The organism is Bradyrhizobium sp. UFLA03-84 (genome assembly GCF_002289535.1).
In the GTDB taxonomy this organism is placed as follows: Bacteria; Pseudomonadota; Alphaproteobacteria; order Rhizobiales; family Xanthobacteraceae; genus Bradyrhizobium; species Bradyrhizobium viridifuturi.
In genome coordinates this window covers 173,271-191,999 of the sequence record NZ_NSJY01000003.1, presented here as the reverse complement: position 1 = coordinate 191,999, position 18,729 = coordinate 173,271, and the positions used below count along the sequence as shown (strand labels likewise).

The 18,729-nt window shown below is 64.3% G+C and carries 18 protein-coding genes and 1 pseudogene; 15 read left to right on the top strand and 4 right to left on the bottom strand.

Features of this window, described 5'->3' with window-relative positions; all coding sequences use genetic code 11:
- Nucleotides 1–79: 79 nt before the first annotated feature.
- The 7 genes and pseudogenes from CK489_RS01005 (at nucleotide 80) to CK489_RS00975 (ending at nucleotide 7,903) form a co-directional block, all read left to right on the top strand.
- Nucleotides 80–811: an N-acyl amino acid synthase FeeM domain-containing protein gene (locus CK489_RS01005; RefSeq protein WP_095730976.1), complete on the top strand. Its 732-nt coding sequence runs from the start codon at nucleotides 80–82 to the stop codon at nucleotides 809–811.
- A 310-nt stretch (nucleotides 812–1,121) separates the two neighbouring features.
- A complete protein-coding gene (gene pal, locus CK489_RS01000) occupies nucleotides 1,122–1,604 on the top strand; it encodes a peptidoglycan-associated lipoprotein Pal (RefSeq protein WP_016846948.1) in 483 nt (160 codons plus the stop codon).
- Between the two features lie 249 nt (nucleotides 1,605–1,853).
- Complete coding sequence (ybgF, locus tag CK489_RS00995) at nucleotides 1,854–2,897, top strand: tol-pal system protein YbgF (RefSeq protein ID WP_198960796.1); 1,044 nt, start codon at nucleotides 1,854–1,856, stop codon at nucleotides 2,895–2,897.
- Between the two features lie 51 nt (nucleotides 2,898–2,948).
- Nucleotides 2,949–3,983 carry a tRNA lysidine(34) synthetase TilS gene (gene tilS, locus CK489_RS00990; RefSeq protein WP_095730974.1) on the top strand — a complete coding sequence of 345 codons (1,035 nt, stop codon included), beginning with the start codon at nucleotides 2,949–2,951 and terminating at the stop codon, nucleotides 3,981–3,983.
- 258 nt (nucleotides 3,984–4,241) lie between these two features.
- The gene (gene ftsH, locus CK489_RS00985; protein WP_050626061.1) at nucleotides 4,242–6,164 is read left to right on the top strand and encodes an ATP-dependent zinc metalloprotease FtsH; all 1,923 of its coding nucleotides are present in this window, start codon (nucleotides 4,242–4,244) and stop codon (nucleotides 6,162–6,164) included.
- Between the two features lie 3 nt (nucleotides 6,165–6,167).
- Nucleotides 6,168–6,581 (top strand): DUF3052 domain-containing protein, encoded by a 414-nt coding sequence (locus CK489_RS00980; RefSeq protein ID WP_095730973.1) that lies wholly within the window; start codon nucleotides 6,168–6,170, stop codon nucleotides 6,579–6,581.
- Between the two features lie 121 nt (nucleotides 6,582–6,702).
- Nucleotides 6,703–7,903: pseudogene (locus CK489_RS00975) on the top strand (ABC transporter substrate-binding protein).
- A 137-nt stretch (nucleotides 7,904–8,040) separates the two neighbouring features.
- Here CK489_RS00975 and CK489_RS00970 read toward each other — a convergent pair.
- A complete protein-coding gene (locus tag CK489_RS00970; protein WP_095730972.1) occupies nucleotides 8,041–9,528 on the bottom strand; it encodes a hypothetical protein in 1,488 nt (495 codons plus the stop codon).
- A gap of 443 nt (nucleotides 9,529–9,971) precedes the next feature.
- On the opposite strand from CK489_RS00970, the gene CK489_RS00965 reads away from it, so the two are divergent.
- Nucleotides 9,972–10,646 (top strand): TetR/AcrR family transcriptional regulator, encoded by a 675-nt coding sequence (locus CK489_RS00965; protein WP_021078615.1) that lies wholly within the window; start codon nucleotides 9,972–9,974, stop codon nucleotides 10,644–10,646.
- A gap of 146 nt (nucleotides 10,647–10,792) precedes the next feature.
- Nucleotides 10,793–11,221: an OsmC family protein gene (locus CK489_RS00960; protein ID WP_050626058.1), complete on the top strand. Its 429-nt coding sequence runs from the start codon at nucleotides 10,793–10,795 to the stop codon at nucleotides 11,219–11,221.
- Nucleotides 11,222–11,273: 52 nt separating this feature from the next.
- On the opposite strand, the gene pyk is transcribed toward CK489_RS00960, so the two are convergent.
- A complete protein-coding gene (gene pyk, locus CK489_RS00955; protein WP_050626057.1) occupies nucleotides 11,274–12,710 on the bottom strand; it encodes a pyruvate kinase in 1,437 nt (478 codons plus the stop codon).
- Entirely contained in the window at nucleotides 12,707–13,321 is a 615-nt protein-coding gene (locus CK489_RS00950; protein WP_095730971.1) for a DUF1036 domain-containing protein, read from the bottom strand. Before CK489_RS00950 ends, pyk begins: the two co-directional genes overlap by 4 nt.
- A 197-nt stretch (nucleotides 13,322–13,518) precedes the next feature.
- On the opposite strand from CK489_RS00950, the gene CK489_RS00945 reads away from it, so the two are divergent.
- From CK489_RS00945 to CK489_RS00925, 5 genes are all read left to right on the top strand, one after another.
- Nucleotides 13,519–13,821: a DUF1244 domain-containing protein gene (locus CK489_RS00945; protein WP_050626055.1), complete on the top strand. Its 303-nt coding sequence runs from the start codon at nucleotides 13,519–13,521 to the stop codon at nucleotides 13,819–13,821.
- 174 nt (nucleotides 13,822–13,995) lie between these two features.
- Nucleotides 13,996–14,268, top strand: coding sequence for a DUF2312 domain-containing protein (locus CK489_RS00940; RefSeq protein WP_050422683.1), 273 nt, complete (start codon nucleotides 13,996–13,998; stop codon nucleotides 14,266–14,268).
- A gap of 793 nt (nucleotides 14,269–15,061) precedes the next feature.
- Nucleotides 15,062–15,586, top strand: coding sequence for a c-type cytochrome (locus tag CK489_RS00935; RefSeq protein WP_245350211.1), 525 nt, complete (start codon nucleotides 15,062–15,064; stop codon nucleotides 15,584–15,586).
- A 170-nt stretch (nucleotides 15,587–15,756) separates the two neighbouring features.
- Nucleotides 15,757–16,257 (top strand): hypothetical protein, encoded by a 501-nt coding sequence (locus CK489_RS00930; protein ID WP_095730969.1) that lies wholly within the window; start codon nucleotides 15,757–15,759, stop codon nucleotides 16,255–16,257.
- Between the two features lie 17 nt (nucleotides 16,258–16,274).
- Nucleotides 16,275–17,036, top strand: coding sequence for a S1C family serine protease (locus tag CK489_RS00925; RefSeq protein ID WP_245350210.1), 762 nt, complete (start codon nucleotides 16,275–16,277; stop codon nucleotides 17,034–17,036).
- 89 nt (nucleotides 17,037–17,125) lie between these two features.
- Here the strand turns inward: CK489_RS00925 and CK489_RS00920 are convergent, their stop codons facing one another.
- A complete protein-coding gene (locus CK489_RS00920) occupies nucleotides 17,126–17,812 on the bottom strand; it encodes a CBS domain-containing protein (RefSeq protein WP_095730968.1) in 687 nt (228 codons plus the stop codon).
- Between the two features lie 231 nt (nucleotides 17,813–18,043).
- Here CK489_RS00920 and CK489_RS00915 point away from each other — a divergent pair, with 231 nt between their 5' ends.
- The gene (locus CK489_RS00915) at nucleotides 18,044–18,691 is read left to right on the top strand and encodes a BON domain-containing protein (protein ID WP_050626114.1); all 648 of its coding nucleotides are present in this window, start codon (nucleotides 18,044–18,046) and stop codon (nucleotides 18,689–18,691) included.
- Nucleotides 18,692–18,729 lie beyond the last annotated feature (38 nt).

Below are 18,729 nucleotides of genomic sequence, written 5' to 3'. Positions count from 1 at the left end.
GATTGCTTTGACGAAAATTAAGAAGCTGTTAAGATTTTAGGCAGCTCGCAAAAGTTGTCGTGACAGTCCGGAGTAGTTCATGAGGTCCCCCGTCGTTGCGCCCCGCGCTTTTTCGCGAGGCCCGGAGCTGCTCGACCAAGTTGATTACCGCCTCGCCCAAACGCCCGCCGAAAAAGAAGAGATCTACAATCTGCGTTATCGCGCCTATCTGCGCGAAGGCGCGGTGAAGGAATCCGCTGAGCAGCGGGTCACGGATCAATACGATGATCTGGAGAACTCCTGGACCTTCGGCGTCTATCTCGACGGCCAGCTCAGCAGCTCGGTTCGCATCAGCGTGCTGACGAACGAGTGGCGCGAGTCGTGCTCTGCGGAGGCCTTCGGCGAAATCCTGCATCCGAGGCTCGATCGCCATCAAGTCATCATCGATCCCGCGCGGTTCGTTGCGGATCCCGATCGGGCCCGGCGCACGCCCGAGCTGCCCTATGTCACCGTTCGTCTCGCCTATATGGCCTGCGAATATTTCAGCGCCGATCTGGGACTGGCCATCGTCCGTCCGGAGCACCAGGCATTCTACCGCCGCGTCTTCTTCCACGAGACCATTGCCGAGCCTCGCCTGTTCCCGGGCCTGCTCAAGCCGGTCGGGCTGATGGCGGCGGATTTCCCCACCATGCGGGACAAGGTGTTCACGCGCTACCCGATGATGCGTTCGTCGGCGTTCGAGCGCCGCATGCTGTTCGAGCGTGAACACCATGTGCTCCAGCAGCCGACGATCGAGCGATTCGAGCGTCCGTCGATCGTGCCGCATTCCTGAGCGCGAACTACCCGGCTGCCGTTTCGTCGCTGCCGCCGTTCCAGCGTTCCAAATCTGCAACTTTCTGTCGCCGGTTGGCCACGGACGGCGCCAAAATTGCCGTCGAGCGATTTGGTTCCCGCGAAGCTTGCCTTCCCTTCACCATCGCGCCACATTTGCCACCCATTAACCATCGGGGGCGCTTTCCGGCATTGTCTGGCATTTGATGGGGTCCAGCAAGGTCTCGTCAAGGTTGACGGAACGTTCGCTTAACCATCGCCCTGTAGACCGATTGGGTAGTACGAAGAGCGTGAGCGTGGAGGCTCCGGGAATGAATTATCTCCAGGGTATGAAGCTGGTTGCGGTTCTGGCGGTGGCGCTGTCGATGGGCGCCTGCGCCAACAAGAACCCGTTGGACGCCAATGGCGCGATTGGGGGCGCCGCGACCCCGGGTAGCCAGCAGGACTTCGTGGTCAATGTCGGCGACCGCGTGTTCTTTGAGAGCGATCAGACCGATCTCAGCCCGCAGGCGACTGCGACCCTCGACAAGCAGGCGCAGTGGCTGCAGACCTACAACCGCTATTCCTTCACCATCGAAGGTCATGCGGACGAGCGCGGCACGCGCGAATACAACATCGCGCTTGGTGCCCGCCGTGCCCAGTCGGTGCGCGCCTACCTGGCCTCGCGCGGCATCGATCCGAGCCGCATGCGCACCATCTCCTACGGCAAGGAGCGCCCGGTCGCGGTCTGTAACGACATCTCCTGCTGGTCGCAGAACCGGCGCGCCGTCACCGTGCTGAACGCCAGCTCCTGACGCGATCCTGAATACGTTTCCAAGCCGGCGCCCTTCGGGCGCCGGTTTTGTTTTGACCGCATGGCGGGGCCGGGCGCCCTTCATCAAGATGAACGAAGCTGCGTGCAATTGGCCGCTTGCTTGTTCCAGCGCCCGTACTAAACCGGTATCCGTGGCGCTGTCCCGGATTTGAAGTGCCAGTCACAATTCCGGCGTACTCCGTCCCTCAATGTCGCTCGCTTTTCACGTCGATCTCGTCGTCAGGGCAAAATGTCATCCAGGCTTCATTTTCTTTCCTCCGCCGCGGCGATCGCGGCGCTATTCGCCGTTTCCGCACCAGTGTTTGCCCAGTCCGACGATTCCGATGCCGAGATGCGGATCGAGCGGCTCGAAAACCAGCTGCGGCAGCTAACCGGTCAGAACGAGGAGCTGCAGTACCGCAACCGCCAGCTCGAGGAGCGTCTGCGCCAGCTTGGCGGCCAGCCGCCCGGCGCGCCTGGACAGGCTCCGGCGGGCCAATCCAATGTCGCTGCGGTGCCGCCCGCCCAGCAGCCGCAGGCTTACCCGCAGGCCCAGCCGGGGTATGGCCAGCCGCAGCAGGGATACGGCCAGCCCCAGCAAGGCTATGGCCGGCAGCCGCAGGGCGGCTATGACCAGCAGCAGGTCGCAGCGCCCGCACCGATCGTGCAGGAGCCGGCGGCGCCTGCCACACCGGGCCGTCGCGGCCGCGGCGATGCCTTCGATCCGAACCAGAATCCGAATGCTCCGGGCGCGCCGCGTGCGCTCGGTGGCGGCCAGATGCCGATGCCCGGCGAGGCAGCAGTCGGTGCGCCCGGCGGCCGCGGGGCGGGCGAGCCGCTCGAGCTCGGCAACACCAGCCCGCAACGCGCGCCCGGCGCGAGCGCGGCCCTGACCACCTTGCCGCCGTCGGCCACGCCGAAGGACGAGTTCGACCTCGGCATCGGCTACATGCAGCGCAAGGACTATGCGCTCGCCGAAGAGACGATGAAGAACTTCGCCACGAAATATCCAACCGATCCGTTGGTGGCGGATTCGCAATACTGGCTCGGCGAAAGCTATTTCCAGCGCCAGCAATATCGCGACGCCGCGGAGACCTTCCTCGGCGTGACCACCAAGTTCGACAAATCAGCGAAGGCACCCGACGCGCTGCTGCGGCTCGGCCAGTCGCTGGCGGCGCTGAAGGAAAAGGAAGCCGCCTGCGCCGCGTTCGGCGAGATCGCACGGAAGTACCCGCGCGCCTCCGGCGGGGTTAAGGCTGCGGTTGACCGCGAGCAGAAGCGCGTGAAGTGCTAAACCGGCAAGGGGAGGCCGCTTCCGGCCTTTCCACGGCCTGCTGGTTCTGCGATGCCCGACGACCAATCCGCCATCCCGGCAAGGGACGCCAAGCGCCTGTTCGTAGATCTGGCGCGCGCGCCGGCGATCGTGCTTGCGGTGTCCGGTGGTCCGGATTCAGTCGCGCTGATGTGGCTGGCCGCACGCTGGCGCCGCGCGCTCGCGCAAGGGCCGCGGCTGGTGGCGGTCACCGTCGATCACGGTCTGCGTCCTGAGGCGGCTCGCGAGGCGCGCGACGTCAAGCGGCTGGCGCGAAGCCTCGACCTGCCGCATCAAATGCTGCGATGGAATGGGCCGAAACCCGGGACCGGCGTGCCGGCCGCCGCGCGCGAGGCGCGCTACCGTCTGCTCACGCAAGCCGCGCGCAAGCACGGCGCCACGCATATCCTGACCGCGCATACCCGTGACGACCAGGCCGAGACGCTGCTGATGCGGATGCTGCGCGGCAGTGGCGTTGCCGGCCTTTCGGCGATGGCGCGCGAGACCGAGCGCGACGGCGTTCTGCTGATGCGGCCGCTGCTCGATGTGTCGAAGGCGCAGCTGATCGCAACGCTGCGGAAGGCGCGCATCGGCTTTGCCGACGATCCGACCAACCGCGACCTGTCCTTCACGCGGCCACGGCTGCGCGCGCTGATGCCGCTATTGGCGGAGGAGGGCGGTGATGCGCGGATCCTGGCGCGGCTTGCCGCGCGGATCGCGCGGGCCAATTCCGCGCTGGAACTGCTGGTCGATGGTGCCGAGCGCTATCTTGCGTTGAAAAGCGAGGATAAGCTCGGCGCGGGCTTCGACGCCGCGCTGTTCGCGGTGATGCCGGACGAGATCCGCCTCCGCCTGCTGAAGCGCGCCATCGACCGTACCGGACATGAGGGGCCGGCCGAGCTCGGCAAGGTCGAAACCCTTCTCGCGGCGGTCGACCAGGCCCTGGATGGGGCCGCCGGTCAACGCGAATCCAAGCTGAAACAGACCCTCGCCGGAGCGGTCATCAGCGTCGCCTCCGGCCGTATCAGGATCAGCCCGGCACCGCCCCGCCGGGCACGTTCCGGCTAGGCCGGGTTCGATTGGTTCAATCGCTGCCATAATCCGGCAAGGTGGCTTAACCACCCCGGAAAAACACCGGATTCTGCGTCATTTTTTGACCGGGAATCGGGCTAGGATGCGGTAAATAGTCGTGCGCAGTTCCCTTGGCATCGACCCCTGCGGCACCTAGATTGTATGCCATCACGGGATGGATTCCCTGGGGATTCCCACAGAGCCTGCCCAAGGATAGAGAGAGGCCGCGATCCGCGCGACCACCGAAGGAAGACCATGAACGCCAATCTGCGGAATTTCGCCCTCTGGGTCATCATTGTCCTGCTGTTGCTGGCGTTGTTCACGCTTTTCCAGAATCCTGGCCAGCGCTCGTCGTCCTCGGACATCTCGTTCTCGCAGCTTCTCACCGAAGTCGATCAGGGTCATGTCCGCGATGTCGTGATCCAGGGGCCCGAGATTCACGGCACCTTCAACAACGGCACGAGCTTCCAGACCTACGCGCCGAGCGATCCGACGCTCGTGAAGCGGCTCTATGACGCCAAGGTGCAGATCACCGCGAAGGCGCCCGGCGACAACGTGCCGTGGTTCGTCTCGCTGCTCGTCTCATGGTTGCCGTTCATCGCGCTGATCGGCGTCTGGATCTTCCTGTCGCGGCAGATGCAGGGCGGCGCCGGCAAGGCGATGGGCTTCGGCAAGTCGCGCGCCAAGATGCTGACCGAGGCGCATGGCCGCGTCACCTTCGAGGACGTCGCGGGTGTCGACGAGGCCAAGCAGGATCTGCAGGAGATCGTCGAATTCCTCCGCGACCCCGGCAAATTCCAGCGGCTCGGCGGACGCATTCCGCGCGGCGTGCTGCTGGTCGGCCCTCCCGGCACCGGCAAGACGCTGATCGCGCGCGCGGTCGCCGGCGAAGCCAACGTGCCGTTCTTCACCATCTCCGGTTCTGACTTCGTCGAGATGTTCGTCGGCGTCGGCGCGAGCCGTGTCCGCGACATGTTCGAGCAGGCCAAGAAGAACGCGCCCTGCATCATCTTCATCGACGAAATCGACGCGGTCGGCCGTCATCGCGGCGCCGGCCTCGGCGGCGGCAATGACGAGCGCGAGCAGACGCTGAACCAGTTGCTGGTCGAGATGGACGGCTTCGAGGCCAATGAAGGCGTGATCCTGATCGCGGCGACCAACCGTCCCGACGTGCTCGATCCCGCGCTGCTGCGTCCGGGCCGCTTCGACCGTCAGGTCGTGGTGCCGAACCCGGACGTCGTCGGCCGCGAGCAGATCCTCAAGGTCCATGTCCGCAAGGTGCCGCTGGCGCCGGATATCAACCTCAAGACCATCGCGCGCGGCACCCCGGGCTTCTCCGGCGCCGACCTGATGAACCTCGTCAACGAGGCTGCGCTGACCGCCGCCCGCCGCAACAAGCGGATGGTGACGCAGGCCGAGTTCGAAGAGGCCAAGGACAAGGTGATGATGGGCGCCGAGCGCAAGTCGCTCGTCATGACCGAGGAAGAGAAATTGCTGACCGCCTATCACGAGGGCGGCCACGCCATCGTCGGCCTCAACGTCGTCGCGACCGATCCGATCCACAAGGCGACCATCATCCCGCGCGGCCGTGCGCTGGGCATGGTGATGCAGCTGCCGGAGCGCGACAAGCTGTCGATGTCGCTGGAGCAGATGACCTCGCGTCTCGCCATCATGATGGGTGGCCGTGTCGCGGAAGAGCTGATCTTCGGCCGCGAGAAGGTGACCTCGGGCGCCGCCTCCGACATCGAGCAGGCGACCCGCCTGGCCCGCATGATGGTGACGCGCTGGGGTCTCTCGGAAGAGCTCGGCACCGTCTCCTATGGCGAGAACCAGGACGAGGTGTTCCTCGGCATGTCGGTCTCGCGCACGCAGAACGCGTCCGAGGCGACAGTCCAGAAGATCGACTCCGAGATCAAGCGCCTGGTCGAGGAAGGCTACAAGGAAGCGACCCGCATCCTGACCGAGAAGCACGACGATCTCGAAACCCTCGCCAAGGGCCTGCTCGAGTTCGAGACGTTGACCGGCGACGAGATCACCGACCTGCTGAAGGGCAAGAAGCCCAACCGCGAGTCGGTGCTGGAGCCGTCGACGCCGCGCGCCTCCGCCGTGCCGCCGGCCGGCAAGCCGCGCCCGCGTCCCGATCCGGACACCGGCTTGGAGCCGCAGCCGCAGGCGTAAGCCATGGCCGGCCATACCGGCAAAGCGATTGTGCAAAAGCTCGGCCTAAAGCCGGGCTTTTGTATTTTTGTCGACGGGTTATCCGTTCCCTATGGAGACATCGTCGGAGAGTTGCCCGCCGGTGTGCAGCTCGCGAAGACCGCGCGGGCGCCGCTCAATGCCGTGCATCTGTTCACCGCCGAGGCCAAGGGCCTCTCGGTCAAGCTGCGCCGCTACCGGGGTGTGATCGCGCCTGACGGCATGATCTGGGTGTCGTGGCCGAAGAAGAGCTCGGGCGTCGCGACCGATCTCACGGATGTCGTGGTTCGCAACACCGGGCTCGTGTCGGGCCTGGTCGACGTCAAGGTGTGCGCCGTCGATGCGATATGGTCGGGGCTGAAATTCGTGATCCCGGTCAAGCAGCGCGGCACGCGCTGAGACCGCTGCGGCGAATAGGCTTGGCCTCCATCGGGCCGCCGTGGCATCCTCGCGCCAAGCCGCTGGACGGCACGGCCGCGCCGACTGAGAGCGCGGCAAGAAAAATGGGGAGGGGAGGCCGATGCGCAAGGCATTCGGCGCGCTTGGCGCCATTTCATTCCTGCTGCTGCCCGCCGTTTCATTTGCAGCCGAGATGCGCGGCGTCACATCAACTGAAATCAGGATCGGTCAGACCATGCCCTATAGCGGGCCGGTGTCGGCGTTCGGCGCGCTCGGCAAGGGCGAGGCCGGCTATTTCAGGATGCTGAACGAGCGCGGCGGCATCAACGGCCGCAAGATCAACTTCATCTCGCTGGACGATTCCTATGCACCGCCGAAGACGGTGGAGCAGACGCGCCGTCTCGTCGAAAGCGACGAGGTTGCGCTGATTTTCTCCTCGATCGGCACCGCGCACAACACGGCGATCGCAAAGTACCTGCAGGGCAAGAACATCCCGCAGCTGTTCCTCGCCTCCGGCGCCTCGAAGTTCGGCGACGTCACGCAATTCCCGCAGGCCACGATGGGCGTGCAGGCGCCGTTCCGCTACGAGAGCGCGGCTCTACGCGCGTTACGCACTGGCGAAGATTCCGAATGCGCGGTTCGCCGTGATCTCGCAGAACGACGATTACGGCCGCGACTATCTCGCCGGCCTCAAGGACGTGCTCGGCGAGAAATACGATTCGCTCGTCACCGTTGCGACCTACGAGATATCGGACCCCACGATCGACTCGCAGATCGTCAAGCTGAAGGCCACCAATGCCGACGTCTTCGTGATCGCGGCGACGCCGAAATTCGCGGCGCAGTCGATCCGCAAGGCCTTCGAGATCGGCTGGCGGCCGATGACGTTCCTCTCCAACACCGCGGTGTGGATTTCGACCGTGATGCAGCCGGCCGGCGTCGAGGCCGGCACCGGCATCATCTCCACGGCCTATGTGAAGGATCCGGACGATCCGGCCTGGAAGGACGATCCGGGCATGAAGGGTTGGCGCGACTTCATGACCAGATTCGTGCCCGAAGGCGATCAGCACGACACCAACTACGTCAACGCCTACAACAGCGCGATGGCGATGGAGGCTGTGCTGAAGGCCTGCGGCGACGATCTCTCGACCGAGAACATCCTGCGGCAGGCGTTCGCGATCAAGGACCTGGAATTGCCGATGCTGCTGCCGGGCATCAGGGTCAACACGTCGCCGGTCGACCATGTGCCGGTCGACCAGATGCAGCTGATGCGCTTCAACGGCAAGAGCTGGGATCGCTTCGGCGAGTTGCAGACGGGGAACTAAAGGCGGCCGGTGGCGTCTCGCCGTCATTGGAGGAGCGAAGCGACGAAGCAATCCATCGCTCCGCGCACGCGGCCCAATGGATTGCTTCGCTTCGCTCGCAATGACGGAAGAAGTCTGAGCCGTTTAGCCTTTGACGCTTAGTTCGAACTCGCGCCGGCCTTCGTCTCGTTCGACCGTACATGGATGACGGCGACGTCGTCCTTGTACAGCCGCTTCCAGCCCTTGAGGTGGTCCAGCACATTTCCTGCAGGAGAGTCCGAGCTCAGCAGCGTGGCGTCGATCCGGTATTTGTCGAGCAGGTCCAGCAGCTGTCCGGCATCGCGGGCGTCGAGCGCGGCGTAATAGTCGAGCACGAACTGCTCGCCATACAGCTCGGCGCGGCCGTCGATGAACACCTTGATGTCGCGGCTCACCAGATAGCCGCCGAACGGCGCGGTGTTGAACACGCGCTGCACCTTGTGCTGCTGGAGGACGTCGACCGCGGCGGCGGGCCAGAACACCGGCAGGAACTTGAACTGGTGCTGCGCGATGAAGGTCGTCGTGGTCACCCACGCGCCGATCACCATCGCGATCGAAGCCAGGATCGTGACGACGGGGAACGAGCGGCGTTCCTCGAAGCGGGCGGCGGCGACGGCCGCCATCCCCCATTGTTCCGATATCGGCTTGGCGAGCACCAGCGGTGCGATGAACGCGAACACCTCGATGTTGCGGATATGGCTCAGCGCCATCCAGACCAACCCGAGCAGCAGCAGGATCCGCGGCACCGACAGCGTCAGCCCACGATAGCAGATGAGGCCGATCAGGCCGAGCAGCGTGGCTTCGAAGAAGCTGGGCTTGCTGAAATCCGCGGGCATCCATTCGCCGATCAGCGTCAGCAGCTTGCCGAGGCTGAGGATCTTGGTCGCGCCGAGCAGGCTGTTCCAGCCGTAGGGCGTCACGCAGCTCGCGGCCAGCGCCGCGATACCGAACAGTCCCCATCGCACGACGAGTTGACGGCGGCGGTTGGGCTCTGCGCTCCAGACCGCCTCCAGTCCGATCGGCCCGATCAGCGCGAGGCCGAGCACGAAGCCGCCATGCAGATTGGCCCATAGCGCCATCAGCGGCAGCAGCCACCAAGATGGATACGTGCGGCGATCGGCGGCCGCCATCAGGCCGCCGATGAACGCCAGCAGGACCGGCAGCGCCAGCACATGTGGCCGCGCAAAGAAGTGGATCGTCGACAACAGCAGCGCCAGCGCGGCGATCAGGATCGCACGCGCCGGATCGAAATACGGGCTGAGCAGATGCAGGAAGATCCCAACCGTCGCGCCGATCGCGACCGACGTCAGGATTACCGGCCCGGCCCAATCGCCGCCATAGACGAGGGCGTACGCCACCTGCGACAGCCACGAGCTCGAGATCCATGGTTCGCCGAAACGGGTGAAGGAGAACACGTCCGATGTCGGCATCGCGCCGTGTTCGAGGATCCACTGTCCGACCTTGATCTGCCATTCGGTGTCGGAATCCCGCAGCAGGATCTCACCGGCGGAGAGATAAAACAGATAGGCGCCCACGGCGGCGCATAGCGGCACCAGCCCTCGCACAGAGCTGCGGCTGCTCACGCTGCTGGTGATGGAGAGTGACATGCGCTTTCTTGGTTCGGCGGATGGCATCGAGGCAACGCCACGCGTGACGTTGGGCGCACTCGACCACGGTCTCAGATAAATTCGGGTAAATGCGGCCGCGATGCGCGCGGGTCAGTGCGAGACCAGATGCCTCTATTTCGGGCGATGATCTTAGCTCGCGGTTTACCATCGAAGGCCCGATCCGACCCTGAGTGGTGCTCGCAGCCGCCGATCCGTCGCTGGATCGGGGCGGCCCAAGGGCATTCGCGGGCCGGAGCGGCCGTCAGCTCAATCGGAGGTGGCGTGTGGCCGTCGCAAAATCCTTACAATTCCAGCTTGTCATCCCCTCTGAATAGTTGTTCACTTCTTCGGGCGGTTGCGGGATCAATCGCGCAAAACATTGAAGACGCGTGTGTTCTGCCGGTGGGCGCCGGCCAGGTCATACGGTGGGGGGACGGAACGCCATGGTCTATCGGCGAACACATCAGGTCGTGAAGCGGCTGGCTGCCCGGCGCAGCGCCATCCTGTCGGCTGCGCGCGATGCTGCGGCCGCGGGCGGCATGGCGGCGGTCCAGATCGCACCCGTCGCGGTGCGGGCCAATGTCGCCGCCGGCACCGTCTACCGCTACTTCCCGTCCAAAGCCGAGCTGATTTCGGAATTGATCACTGAAGTCTCGCGCGACGAGCTGTCCGCGATCAGGCGCGCCGCGGACGCCGCGCCTGGCCCGTCATCGGCGCTGGCCGCCGCGGTGACGACGATCGCGGTCCATGTGCTGTCGCAGCGCAAGCTGGCCTGGGGCATCCTGGCCGAGCCGGTCGACGTCGACGTCACCGCCTCGCGCCTAGCCAGCCGCCGCGATATCTCCGGCGAGCTCGCCATGCGAATCGATGCCGCCGTGCGTGCCGGCCATCTGCCGGCGCAGGACACGGCGCTCGCCGCCACCGCCTTGCTCGGCGCGTTGCACGAGGCGCTGGTCGGCCCGCTGGCACCAAGCAATCTCGACGATCCGATCAAGCTGCGCGATGCGGTGCAGACCGTGACGCTGCTCGCGCTGCGCGCGGTCGGCGTGATGGATGCACGCGCCCGCGGTCTTGTGGTGCAGGCGACGACGCCGGCGAAGGCGCTGGTCGGCGCTTAGAGGTTTGTATTTTGACGCGTTTTCTTCACGCGAACCGGCGTCCACTTCGCTTGAAAACGCTTTGACGCCGAGAGCGCGGCGAACACTTCCGTCGCATTGGCGTTGTAAGCTTGTGGCTGGGTTCAACCAAGCTCAGGGAGCAACGCATGACGACGACTCATGGTTCGGCCAAATGGCAGGGCGGCATCAAGGACGGCAAGGGCGCGATTTCGACCAAGAGCGGCGCGCTCGCCGATTACCCCTACGGCTTCGCCAGCCGCTTCGAGGGCAAGCCCGGTTCTAACCCTGAAGAGCTGATCGGCGCGGCGCATGCCGCCTGCTTCACGATGGCATTGTCGCTGATCCTCGGCGAAGCCAAGCTCACCGCCGAGCACATGGAGACCAAGGCCGATGTGACGCTTGAGAAGGTCGCCGACGGCTTTGCCATCACCGCCGTGCACCTGACGCTGTCGGCGAAGATCCCGGGCACCGATAACGCGACGTTCCAGGAATTGGCGGGCAAAGCCAAGGCCGGGTGCCCGGTGTCGAAGCTGCTCAACACCAAGATCACGCTCGAGGCGTCGCTGCAGGGTTGATGGTCCGGAGTGCAGTATCGGGCCACGCTGATGCGTGGCCCGGCACGGTCCGTTACAGCTGCGCGTCGCCGTTCGGCCCGACCGAGGCGATGCGCAGCATGTTGGTGGTGCCCGGCGCGCGCAGCGGCACGCCGGCGACGATGATGACGCGCTGGCCAGCCCTGGCAAAACCGTCGCGGAATGCGATCGAGCCGGCGCGGTCGACCATGTCGTCGAGATCGTGTGCGTCTTCGGCGACCACGCAATGCACGCCCCACACCACCGACAGCTTGCGGCCGGTGGCGAGATTCGGCGTGATCGCGACCACCGGCACCTTGGGCCGCTCGCGCGCCACGCGGATGCCGGTCGAGCCTGATGACGTCCAGCAGATGATCGCCGACAGATCGAGCGTCTCGGCGATCTGCCGCGCGGCGTCGGCAATGGCGTCGCCCACCGTCGCCTCGGGATCGACGCGCTGCGCGTTGATCACGCTGCGATAGGTCGGGTCGCGCTCCACCTCCTCGCCGATCCGGTTCATGGTCGAGACCGCCTCGACCGGGAATTTGCCGGCGGCTGACTCCGCCGACAGCATGATGGCGTCGGCGCCTTCGTAGACCGCGGTGGCGACGTCGGAGACTTCGGCGCGGGTCGGCACCGGTGCCTGGATCATCGATTCCAGCATCTGGGTCGCGACCACCACCGGCCTGCCGGCGCGGCGCGCCATCCGGATCATCTGCTTCTGCAGGCTCGGCACCCGTTCCAATGGCAGCTCGACGCCGAGGTCGCCGCGCGCCACCATCAGCGCGTCCGCCGCATCGATGATGTCGGCAAGGCGGTCGATCGCCTGCGGCTTCTCGATCTTGGCCATCACGGCGGCGCGGCCGCGGATCATCTTCTTGGCCTCGATCACGTCCTCAGCCCGCTGCACGAAGGACAGCGCGACCCAGTCGATGCCTTCCGGCAGTGCGGCTTCCAGGTCGGCGCGATCCTTCGGCGTCATCGCGGAGACGGGCAGATCGGTGTCGGGCAGGCTGACGCCCTTGCGGTCCGACATCTTGCCGCCGATCACGACGCGCGTGACCGCACGCTCGGGCGAGGTTTCCTCGGCGATCAGCCGCACCTTGCCGTCGTCGAGCAGCAGTGCGTGGCCGGGTCGGAGCGCGGCGAGGATTTCCGGATGCGGCAGCTGGACGCGGCTGTTGTCGCCCGGCGTCTTGTCGGAATCCAGGATGAAGCTCTGGCCGTTCTTGAGCTGGGTCGATCCTTCGGCGAACGAGCCGAGCCGCAGCTTCGGCCCTTGCAGGTCGACCAGGATGCCGATCGGCCGGCCGTAGCTCGATTCGACATTGCGGATGGTCTTGACCAGCTCCCGCATCTTGTCATGCGGGGTATGGCTCATGTTGATGCGGAAGACGTCGGCGCCCGCCTCGAACAGCTTGCGGATCATCGCGCTGTCTGAGGAGGCCGGGCCGAGCGTTGCAAGGATCTTGATTCGACGCAGTCGTCTCATTGTTTGTTTCCGGGCGGCGTTGCGGCTGGCGGCAGACCCGGCGCGCCCGGCGGCGTTGCGCCCGGCGGCGGATTTGGCAGGCCCGGCATCGCCCCGGGGCTTCCCGGGGCCACGCCGCCCGGCATTCCCGGTACTTTCTGCGGCTGTTGTTCGTTGGCTTCGGTCAGCTGGACGGTCCATGCACGCTGCTCGCCGGTGTCGACCTCGAAGAAGCCGGTGCGGTCGAAGCCCCGCGCCAGGCAATTCTCGGTGCCCTTGATGGTGAATTCCTTGTCGCGCGAGCACATGAAGGCCTGGCCGGACCATTCGCCGCCGCGATCGTAGTCGAGAGCGTAGATGTAGTAGTAGCGCGCCACAAGATTGCCGCGGAGCAGGGTCTCGCAGGTCCGCGACGACACATTCCACCAGCCTTCGGTGGTCCAGCCCTCGGCGTCCTTGTAGCCGAGCGCGATCCCGACGCGGCTCGAGGTGTTGTTGCAGAGCCGGAAATCCGCCGCCGCCGGGCTCGTCCATAGGCAGGCCGCGACAACCGCCAGCACCGACAGGAGGCCGGCCAGGATCAGGCGAATGGTGCGGGGAGGAGCTGAGGCGAGAGAATCTGTTGGGCTCATGCGGCGAAGCTATATCAAATCATTGACGATTTCGCGTGCCCGGCCGGCACTGTCAACGGGCGGGCGCCCGTTTCCCGCGCTGTGGGACCGTGGCAAGTGTGGCCGGACAGCTCCGTATTGCGCGTCGATATGGCAAAATCTGTGACAATTCCCACCTGATATCAATATGGTGAGCGCCTCACACCGGGATCACGATCATGAGCATTGACGACAAAACCAGAACGGAACTTGAAGCCGCGGTGTTTCGGCGCCTCGTCAGCCATCTCCGAAGCCGGACCGATGTGCAGAACATCGACCTGATGAACCTTGCCGGCTTCTGCCGCAACTGCCTGTCCAACTGGATGAAGGAAGAGGCCGACGCCAAGGGCCTTGCGGTGAGCAAGGACGAGAGCCGTGAGGCGGTCTACGGCATGCCCTATGAGGAGTGGAAGGCGAAGTACCAGGGCAGCGCCACGCCGGAGCAGCTCGCGGCGATGAAGAAGGCCCAAAGCGGCCACTAATTCCCGATCTGTGTGACGTCAGTTCCGCGGCCCTCAGCATCTCCTGTGGGCGCGCTGTGGATGAGCGCGATGTTTCCTTGACGGAACGTGCTCCAAAATCGAGGGTCGCCCGCAACAAGCGGTGCGCGTGGCGCGTATTCGCGCGACATTTCATTGCCATTTCAGGAGTACGCGATGGCCACCACGTCTGCCGCCGTTCAGGACGAGCCCGCAACGCGATTTGCCAAGGACCAGCTCAGGTCCATCATCGAGCGCATCGAGCGGCTGGAAGAAGAAAAGAAGACGATCTCGGACGACATCCGAGACGTCTACGCCGAGGCCAAGGGCAACGGCTTCGACGTCAAGGCGTTGCGCACCATCGTGCGCCTGCGCAAGCAAGATGCCAACGAGCGCCAGGAGCAGGAGACCATCCTGGAGACCTATATGCAGGCGCTCGGGATGCTCTGATAAATTGTGTTCTTGCGGGCGGCAGGGTGCTGAACGCACAGCCCGCGGACCGAAGCTGCATGGCGCGTGCTCCCCTCGCGCCATCGGTTATCATGGTACAAAATAAGAACAAAGCGGCTTGTCGGTCTTGTCCGTTCGGACGACGGTTGCCGTCGGGCTTCGCAGGCCCTCGCGGATCGCGTTCAATTGATGGACCTGTCGAGGGCGGGAAACCCAACCGCGTCGCAACGCGCTTAGTCGGCAGCGCAAGTCGGTATCGCTGATGACCCCTAGCAAGGGTTAGTCATCCTGACTTCGCCAGGTTCGTGAAGAGAGCCAGCCGCACCCTGATTGCTCGCCGATCGCTGCATGCTTCGAGGGGATAGACGGGGGTACCGGCCACTCGCGGATCGCGTAAAAGACGCCCCGAGCTAACAGGCCGGCGAACCGAACCCGGTGTCCGCTCACCACCACACACCATCGTCGATCGAGAGCGAACGCAGGCTAAAGGCACGTGCGAGCCGCCTCGGTCGCTACGTTGGCGGAGCGCCAACCTGCGATTTTCCGCGATGTCATGCGCTGTATGGCAGCGCTTGTGCGTTGACTGAAACCCTCTCCGGCAATTAGCCTCTATGCCGTCCGGGCACCAAGGCAATTGGCCGCATCTCCACGGGTGACAAGCTCGTGCCGAAAGGACTGTCGAGGCGTGACGGGCCGAAACATCCGAGATCGTGCTGCATGAAGCGCACTACGCAATGCTTAGGTCGATCTCTGCTCTGCCGAGGCGTCAGCCAGCCGGCTGCGCCGCAAGGTGATGATTGATGTACCTCAAACCGAAGCAGATTCATCACCGCTTAGACTGATTCATCTGGAAGCCCGGGGGCGCGATATGATGAGCCATTGCATTAAGCCGCTAATGATTGCCGGTCTGACCGCTGTTTTCGCCGCGGTCGCCCACGCTGAAGACGCCGATGTCGGGAAGGCGGAGTTTCTGGCTTCGTGCGCGAGCTGCCATGGTGCGGATGGAAAGGGCAAAGGGCCGGTCAGCGTGCAGCTGAAGGTACCGCCTTCCGATTTGACGAGCCTGGCGAAGAACAACAACGGGGTCTTTCCCATCAACGACGTTTACGAATCCATAGATGGACGGAGAGCAATTTCCGCACACGGGACCCACGAAATGCCGATTTGGGGAGACCGGTTCAACCCCGTCAAGAGCCTGCCTCACATTGTTGATCCGACCTACGACGCGCTCGATCCTTCGCGGGACTTGCGGGAAGTCGTCGTGCGAACGCGCATTCTCGCCATTGTCGATTATCTGAACCGCATTCAGCAGAAGTAAGCGGCCACGAAGGCGTTCGGGATCGCGCTGCCGCCGACGCGGTGACGCGATCTGCCGCGTGGAAGAGCGGCCGCCTTATGCGCTTCAGAGCCGCCGCCGCATCATTGATCCTCATCAAGGCCCGCCGCGAGTAAAGTCGCTAGTGGTCACATGGAAAGTGAGGATCAACGATGACCAGCATACTGCTTGATGCCCAGCAAATCCAGAATGCCCCGGCTCCGGTCCGTCTGTGGCTTGAGCAGCAAGTATCGGTGGTTCTTGGCCCGAGGTCGGCACCCGGAGCATCGTTACCTCGCCTGGTTGCGTGCACGGAAGCTCAGGCTGCGAACCTGCTCAATCGAATCAGACAGGCGCCGTCTGCGGTCGAAGTGTTCTTCGGGCTCGCTCATCCCGAGATCTCGTTCGGCGAGCCACCCGTCGTGACGTTCCGGCTTCTCGATCTTCAGCGTCGCGCCGGCTTGGAGAACATCACGAAGCTCCTGGAATGTCTCGACCTCATCAACCGGGCGTTTGCGGAAATATGCGGCGATCCGGCAGCGCGGTTCTGTGATTTCGATGCCGCGGGGCATTGCTCGATCTTGCCGGCAACCCAGGGCAGTATCGCGGCAATGTGGAAGGCAATCATCGCGGCGGAGCGGCCCGGAGTAGTGCCAATCGCCGCAGCCGAATAGCGCGGGAGCGGGGCGAGATGAACGCGAAAAGACCCTGCAGCAGGTTGGCGCTGAAGTGGTCCGCCCCCTTGTCTTTACCCGTCATCGCGATCACGTGGATGCTCCTGCTCTGGCCCGGACAGGTTCAAGCAGGGGAAATCCGGGAGGTGCAAACACTTGCGCCATTGGTCGGAAAGGTCATCCAAAGTGTGGTCGGCATAACCGCCCGCACGGAGACTGCGGCAGTCACCGGTCCCGAGCCTTCGAATGGTCCGCCTCCCGCGACGAAGGATGTGTATGGCGCGGGCGTCATCATCAAGGCAGAAGCCGGATTGATCGTGACGAGCAGGCATGTGGTCAGCGGAGCCAAGGCACTCTCGGTCCGATTGTCGGATGGGCGCCAGCTTGACGCCAAGTTCGTGGTGGCCGACGAGCGGTATGACCTGGCGATGCTGAGGATCTCGGCCCCCGGCCTGACCGCAGCCCGCATCGGTCGATCAATCGACGCCGAGCCTGGGGATTTCGTCCTTGCGATCGGCGGCTCCTCGGGATCCGGTCCGAGCGTTAGCTTCGGCATTGTCAGCGCTCTGCATCGTTCGTGGCCCGGCATCTCCTGCCAGGATCTCATTCAGACCGACGCCTTGCTGGATCGCGGCAGTTCGGGCGGAGCGCTGTTCAATCTGCGGGGTGAAGTGATCGGCATTGTTGCCGCCGGCGCCGATGCGACTGAAGCCGGGCGCGCCTTTGGCCTCGCCATTCCCTCGGATGCGATTGATCGTCTCTACATCAGAATGAACTAGGGCGTTCCGGGATCGCGAAACATTTTGAGGTGCGACGTATCTGGTTTCGCCGGCTGATGGTGGCCGCCCAATGATCGTGCACCGAGATATCAGTAGACCATGACTGGCGTTTCCAGAAGATGATCGTTCACTGCAACGACACCGGGGATGCTCTCCGCGGCAACCCGGATTGCGGTGCGTTCGGCGGCGGATGGCGCATATCCCCACAGGTCGACGACGCCGTTCTGTACGGTCGCGGTCAGATTGAATGTGTGTGCCCACGGTTGCTCGCGAAGCTCGCCGAGCAATTTCTTCCTGATAACGGAATCGGCGGGTGATATCTCCAGCTTCGGGCGGGCGCTCGCGACAGCCTGGAGCAGGTTGGCCCGGCTGACAATGCCGACGAGGTGGCCGGTTGCATTCACGATGGGTATACGCTTGATGTCGTGCTTCTCGAGCAGCATCGCTATTTCGTACAGCGGCGTCTCCGGCGTCGCGGTCACGACCTTGCGGGTCATGATGTCTGCGATCTTGACAGCATGGGACTTCACGTAGTCGGACGCCATTTGCGCGTCTCCGACCAGAAGCCGCAGCCACCACGAATACGGGCGCTCGGTGCCCGATTCACTCCGATGCATCAAATCGCCTTCCGTGACGATCCCGACGAGTTCGCCGTCCTTGCCCACAACGGGGACGGCGCTGATGCGGTGCTCGAGCAGCAGGGAAGCAACCCGCCGGACCGTTGCGTTGGAGTCTACCGTGATGACGGGTGACACCATGACGTCGCGTGCTTGCATGATCGTGCTCTCTGTAGGTGGAAAGATGTTTCATTCTGCGGCATCACGCGCATGCCTGATTTGACCCCGATCAATCGATCTGGCGCTTCCGGGAGCCAGAGAAGGCGACGTGCGGCCAACGCTCCTGCCCGTGTTTGACGCGCTCTAGGCGCTGCGGCGCAGTTGATCCAGCGCAAGGCAATGTCAGTCCGCCGGCGTTTGATTAATCCTGATCAAACAATGGAGGTTGCCATGACTGCACTGCAGTTGCGTCAGGATGTGCTGGACGAGCTGGAGTTCGAGCCCAGTGTGGACGCTGCCCATATTGGCGTAATGGCGGAAAGCGGTGTCGTCACGCTGAGTGGCTACGTCAAGACCTATCTACAGAAGCTCTCGGCGATTTCGGCGGCACGGCGGGTCAGGGGCGTCAAGGCGATTGCGGACGAGATCGATGTTCGCGCGCCAGGCGACAAGAAGACCGCAGACGATGAAATTGCAAAGCGGGCGCTGGATATCCTTGCCTGGGACACGGTCGTACCGGCGAGCATCGCGGTCCTGGTTCGCGAGGGCTGGGTCACGCTGTCGGGAAACGTCGACTGGTATTTCCAGAAGCGAGCGGCGGAGCATGACGTGGGAATGCTGTCCGGCATTCGCGGTATCAGCAACAACATCCAGGTCGCGCCGCGCATCAAGGCCGAGAACGTCAAGGCCAAGATCGAGGGCGCATTGAAGCGGCGCGCCGAGACGCAGGCGAAGGCGGTCCGGGTCTCCATTCGCGACAACGACTGCGTTCTCCTCGAGGGCATGGTTGACAACTGGCAGGAACGTCGGGCGATCGAGAACGCCGCCTGGTCTGCACCTGGCGTTCAATCGGTTGAGGACAAGCTGACGGTCGGCTGAATCCCGCGGTGGCGGGTTGGCCGGAGACCGGCCTCCTG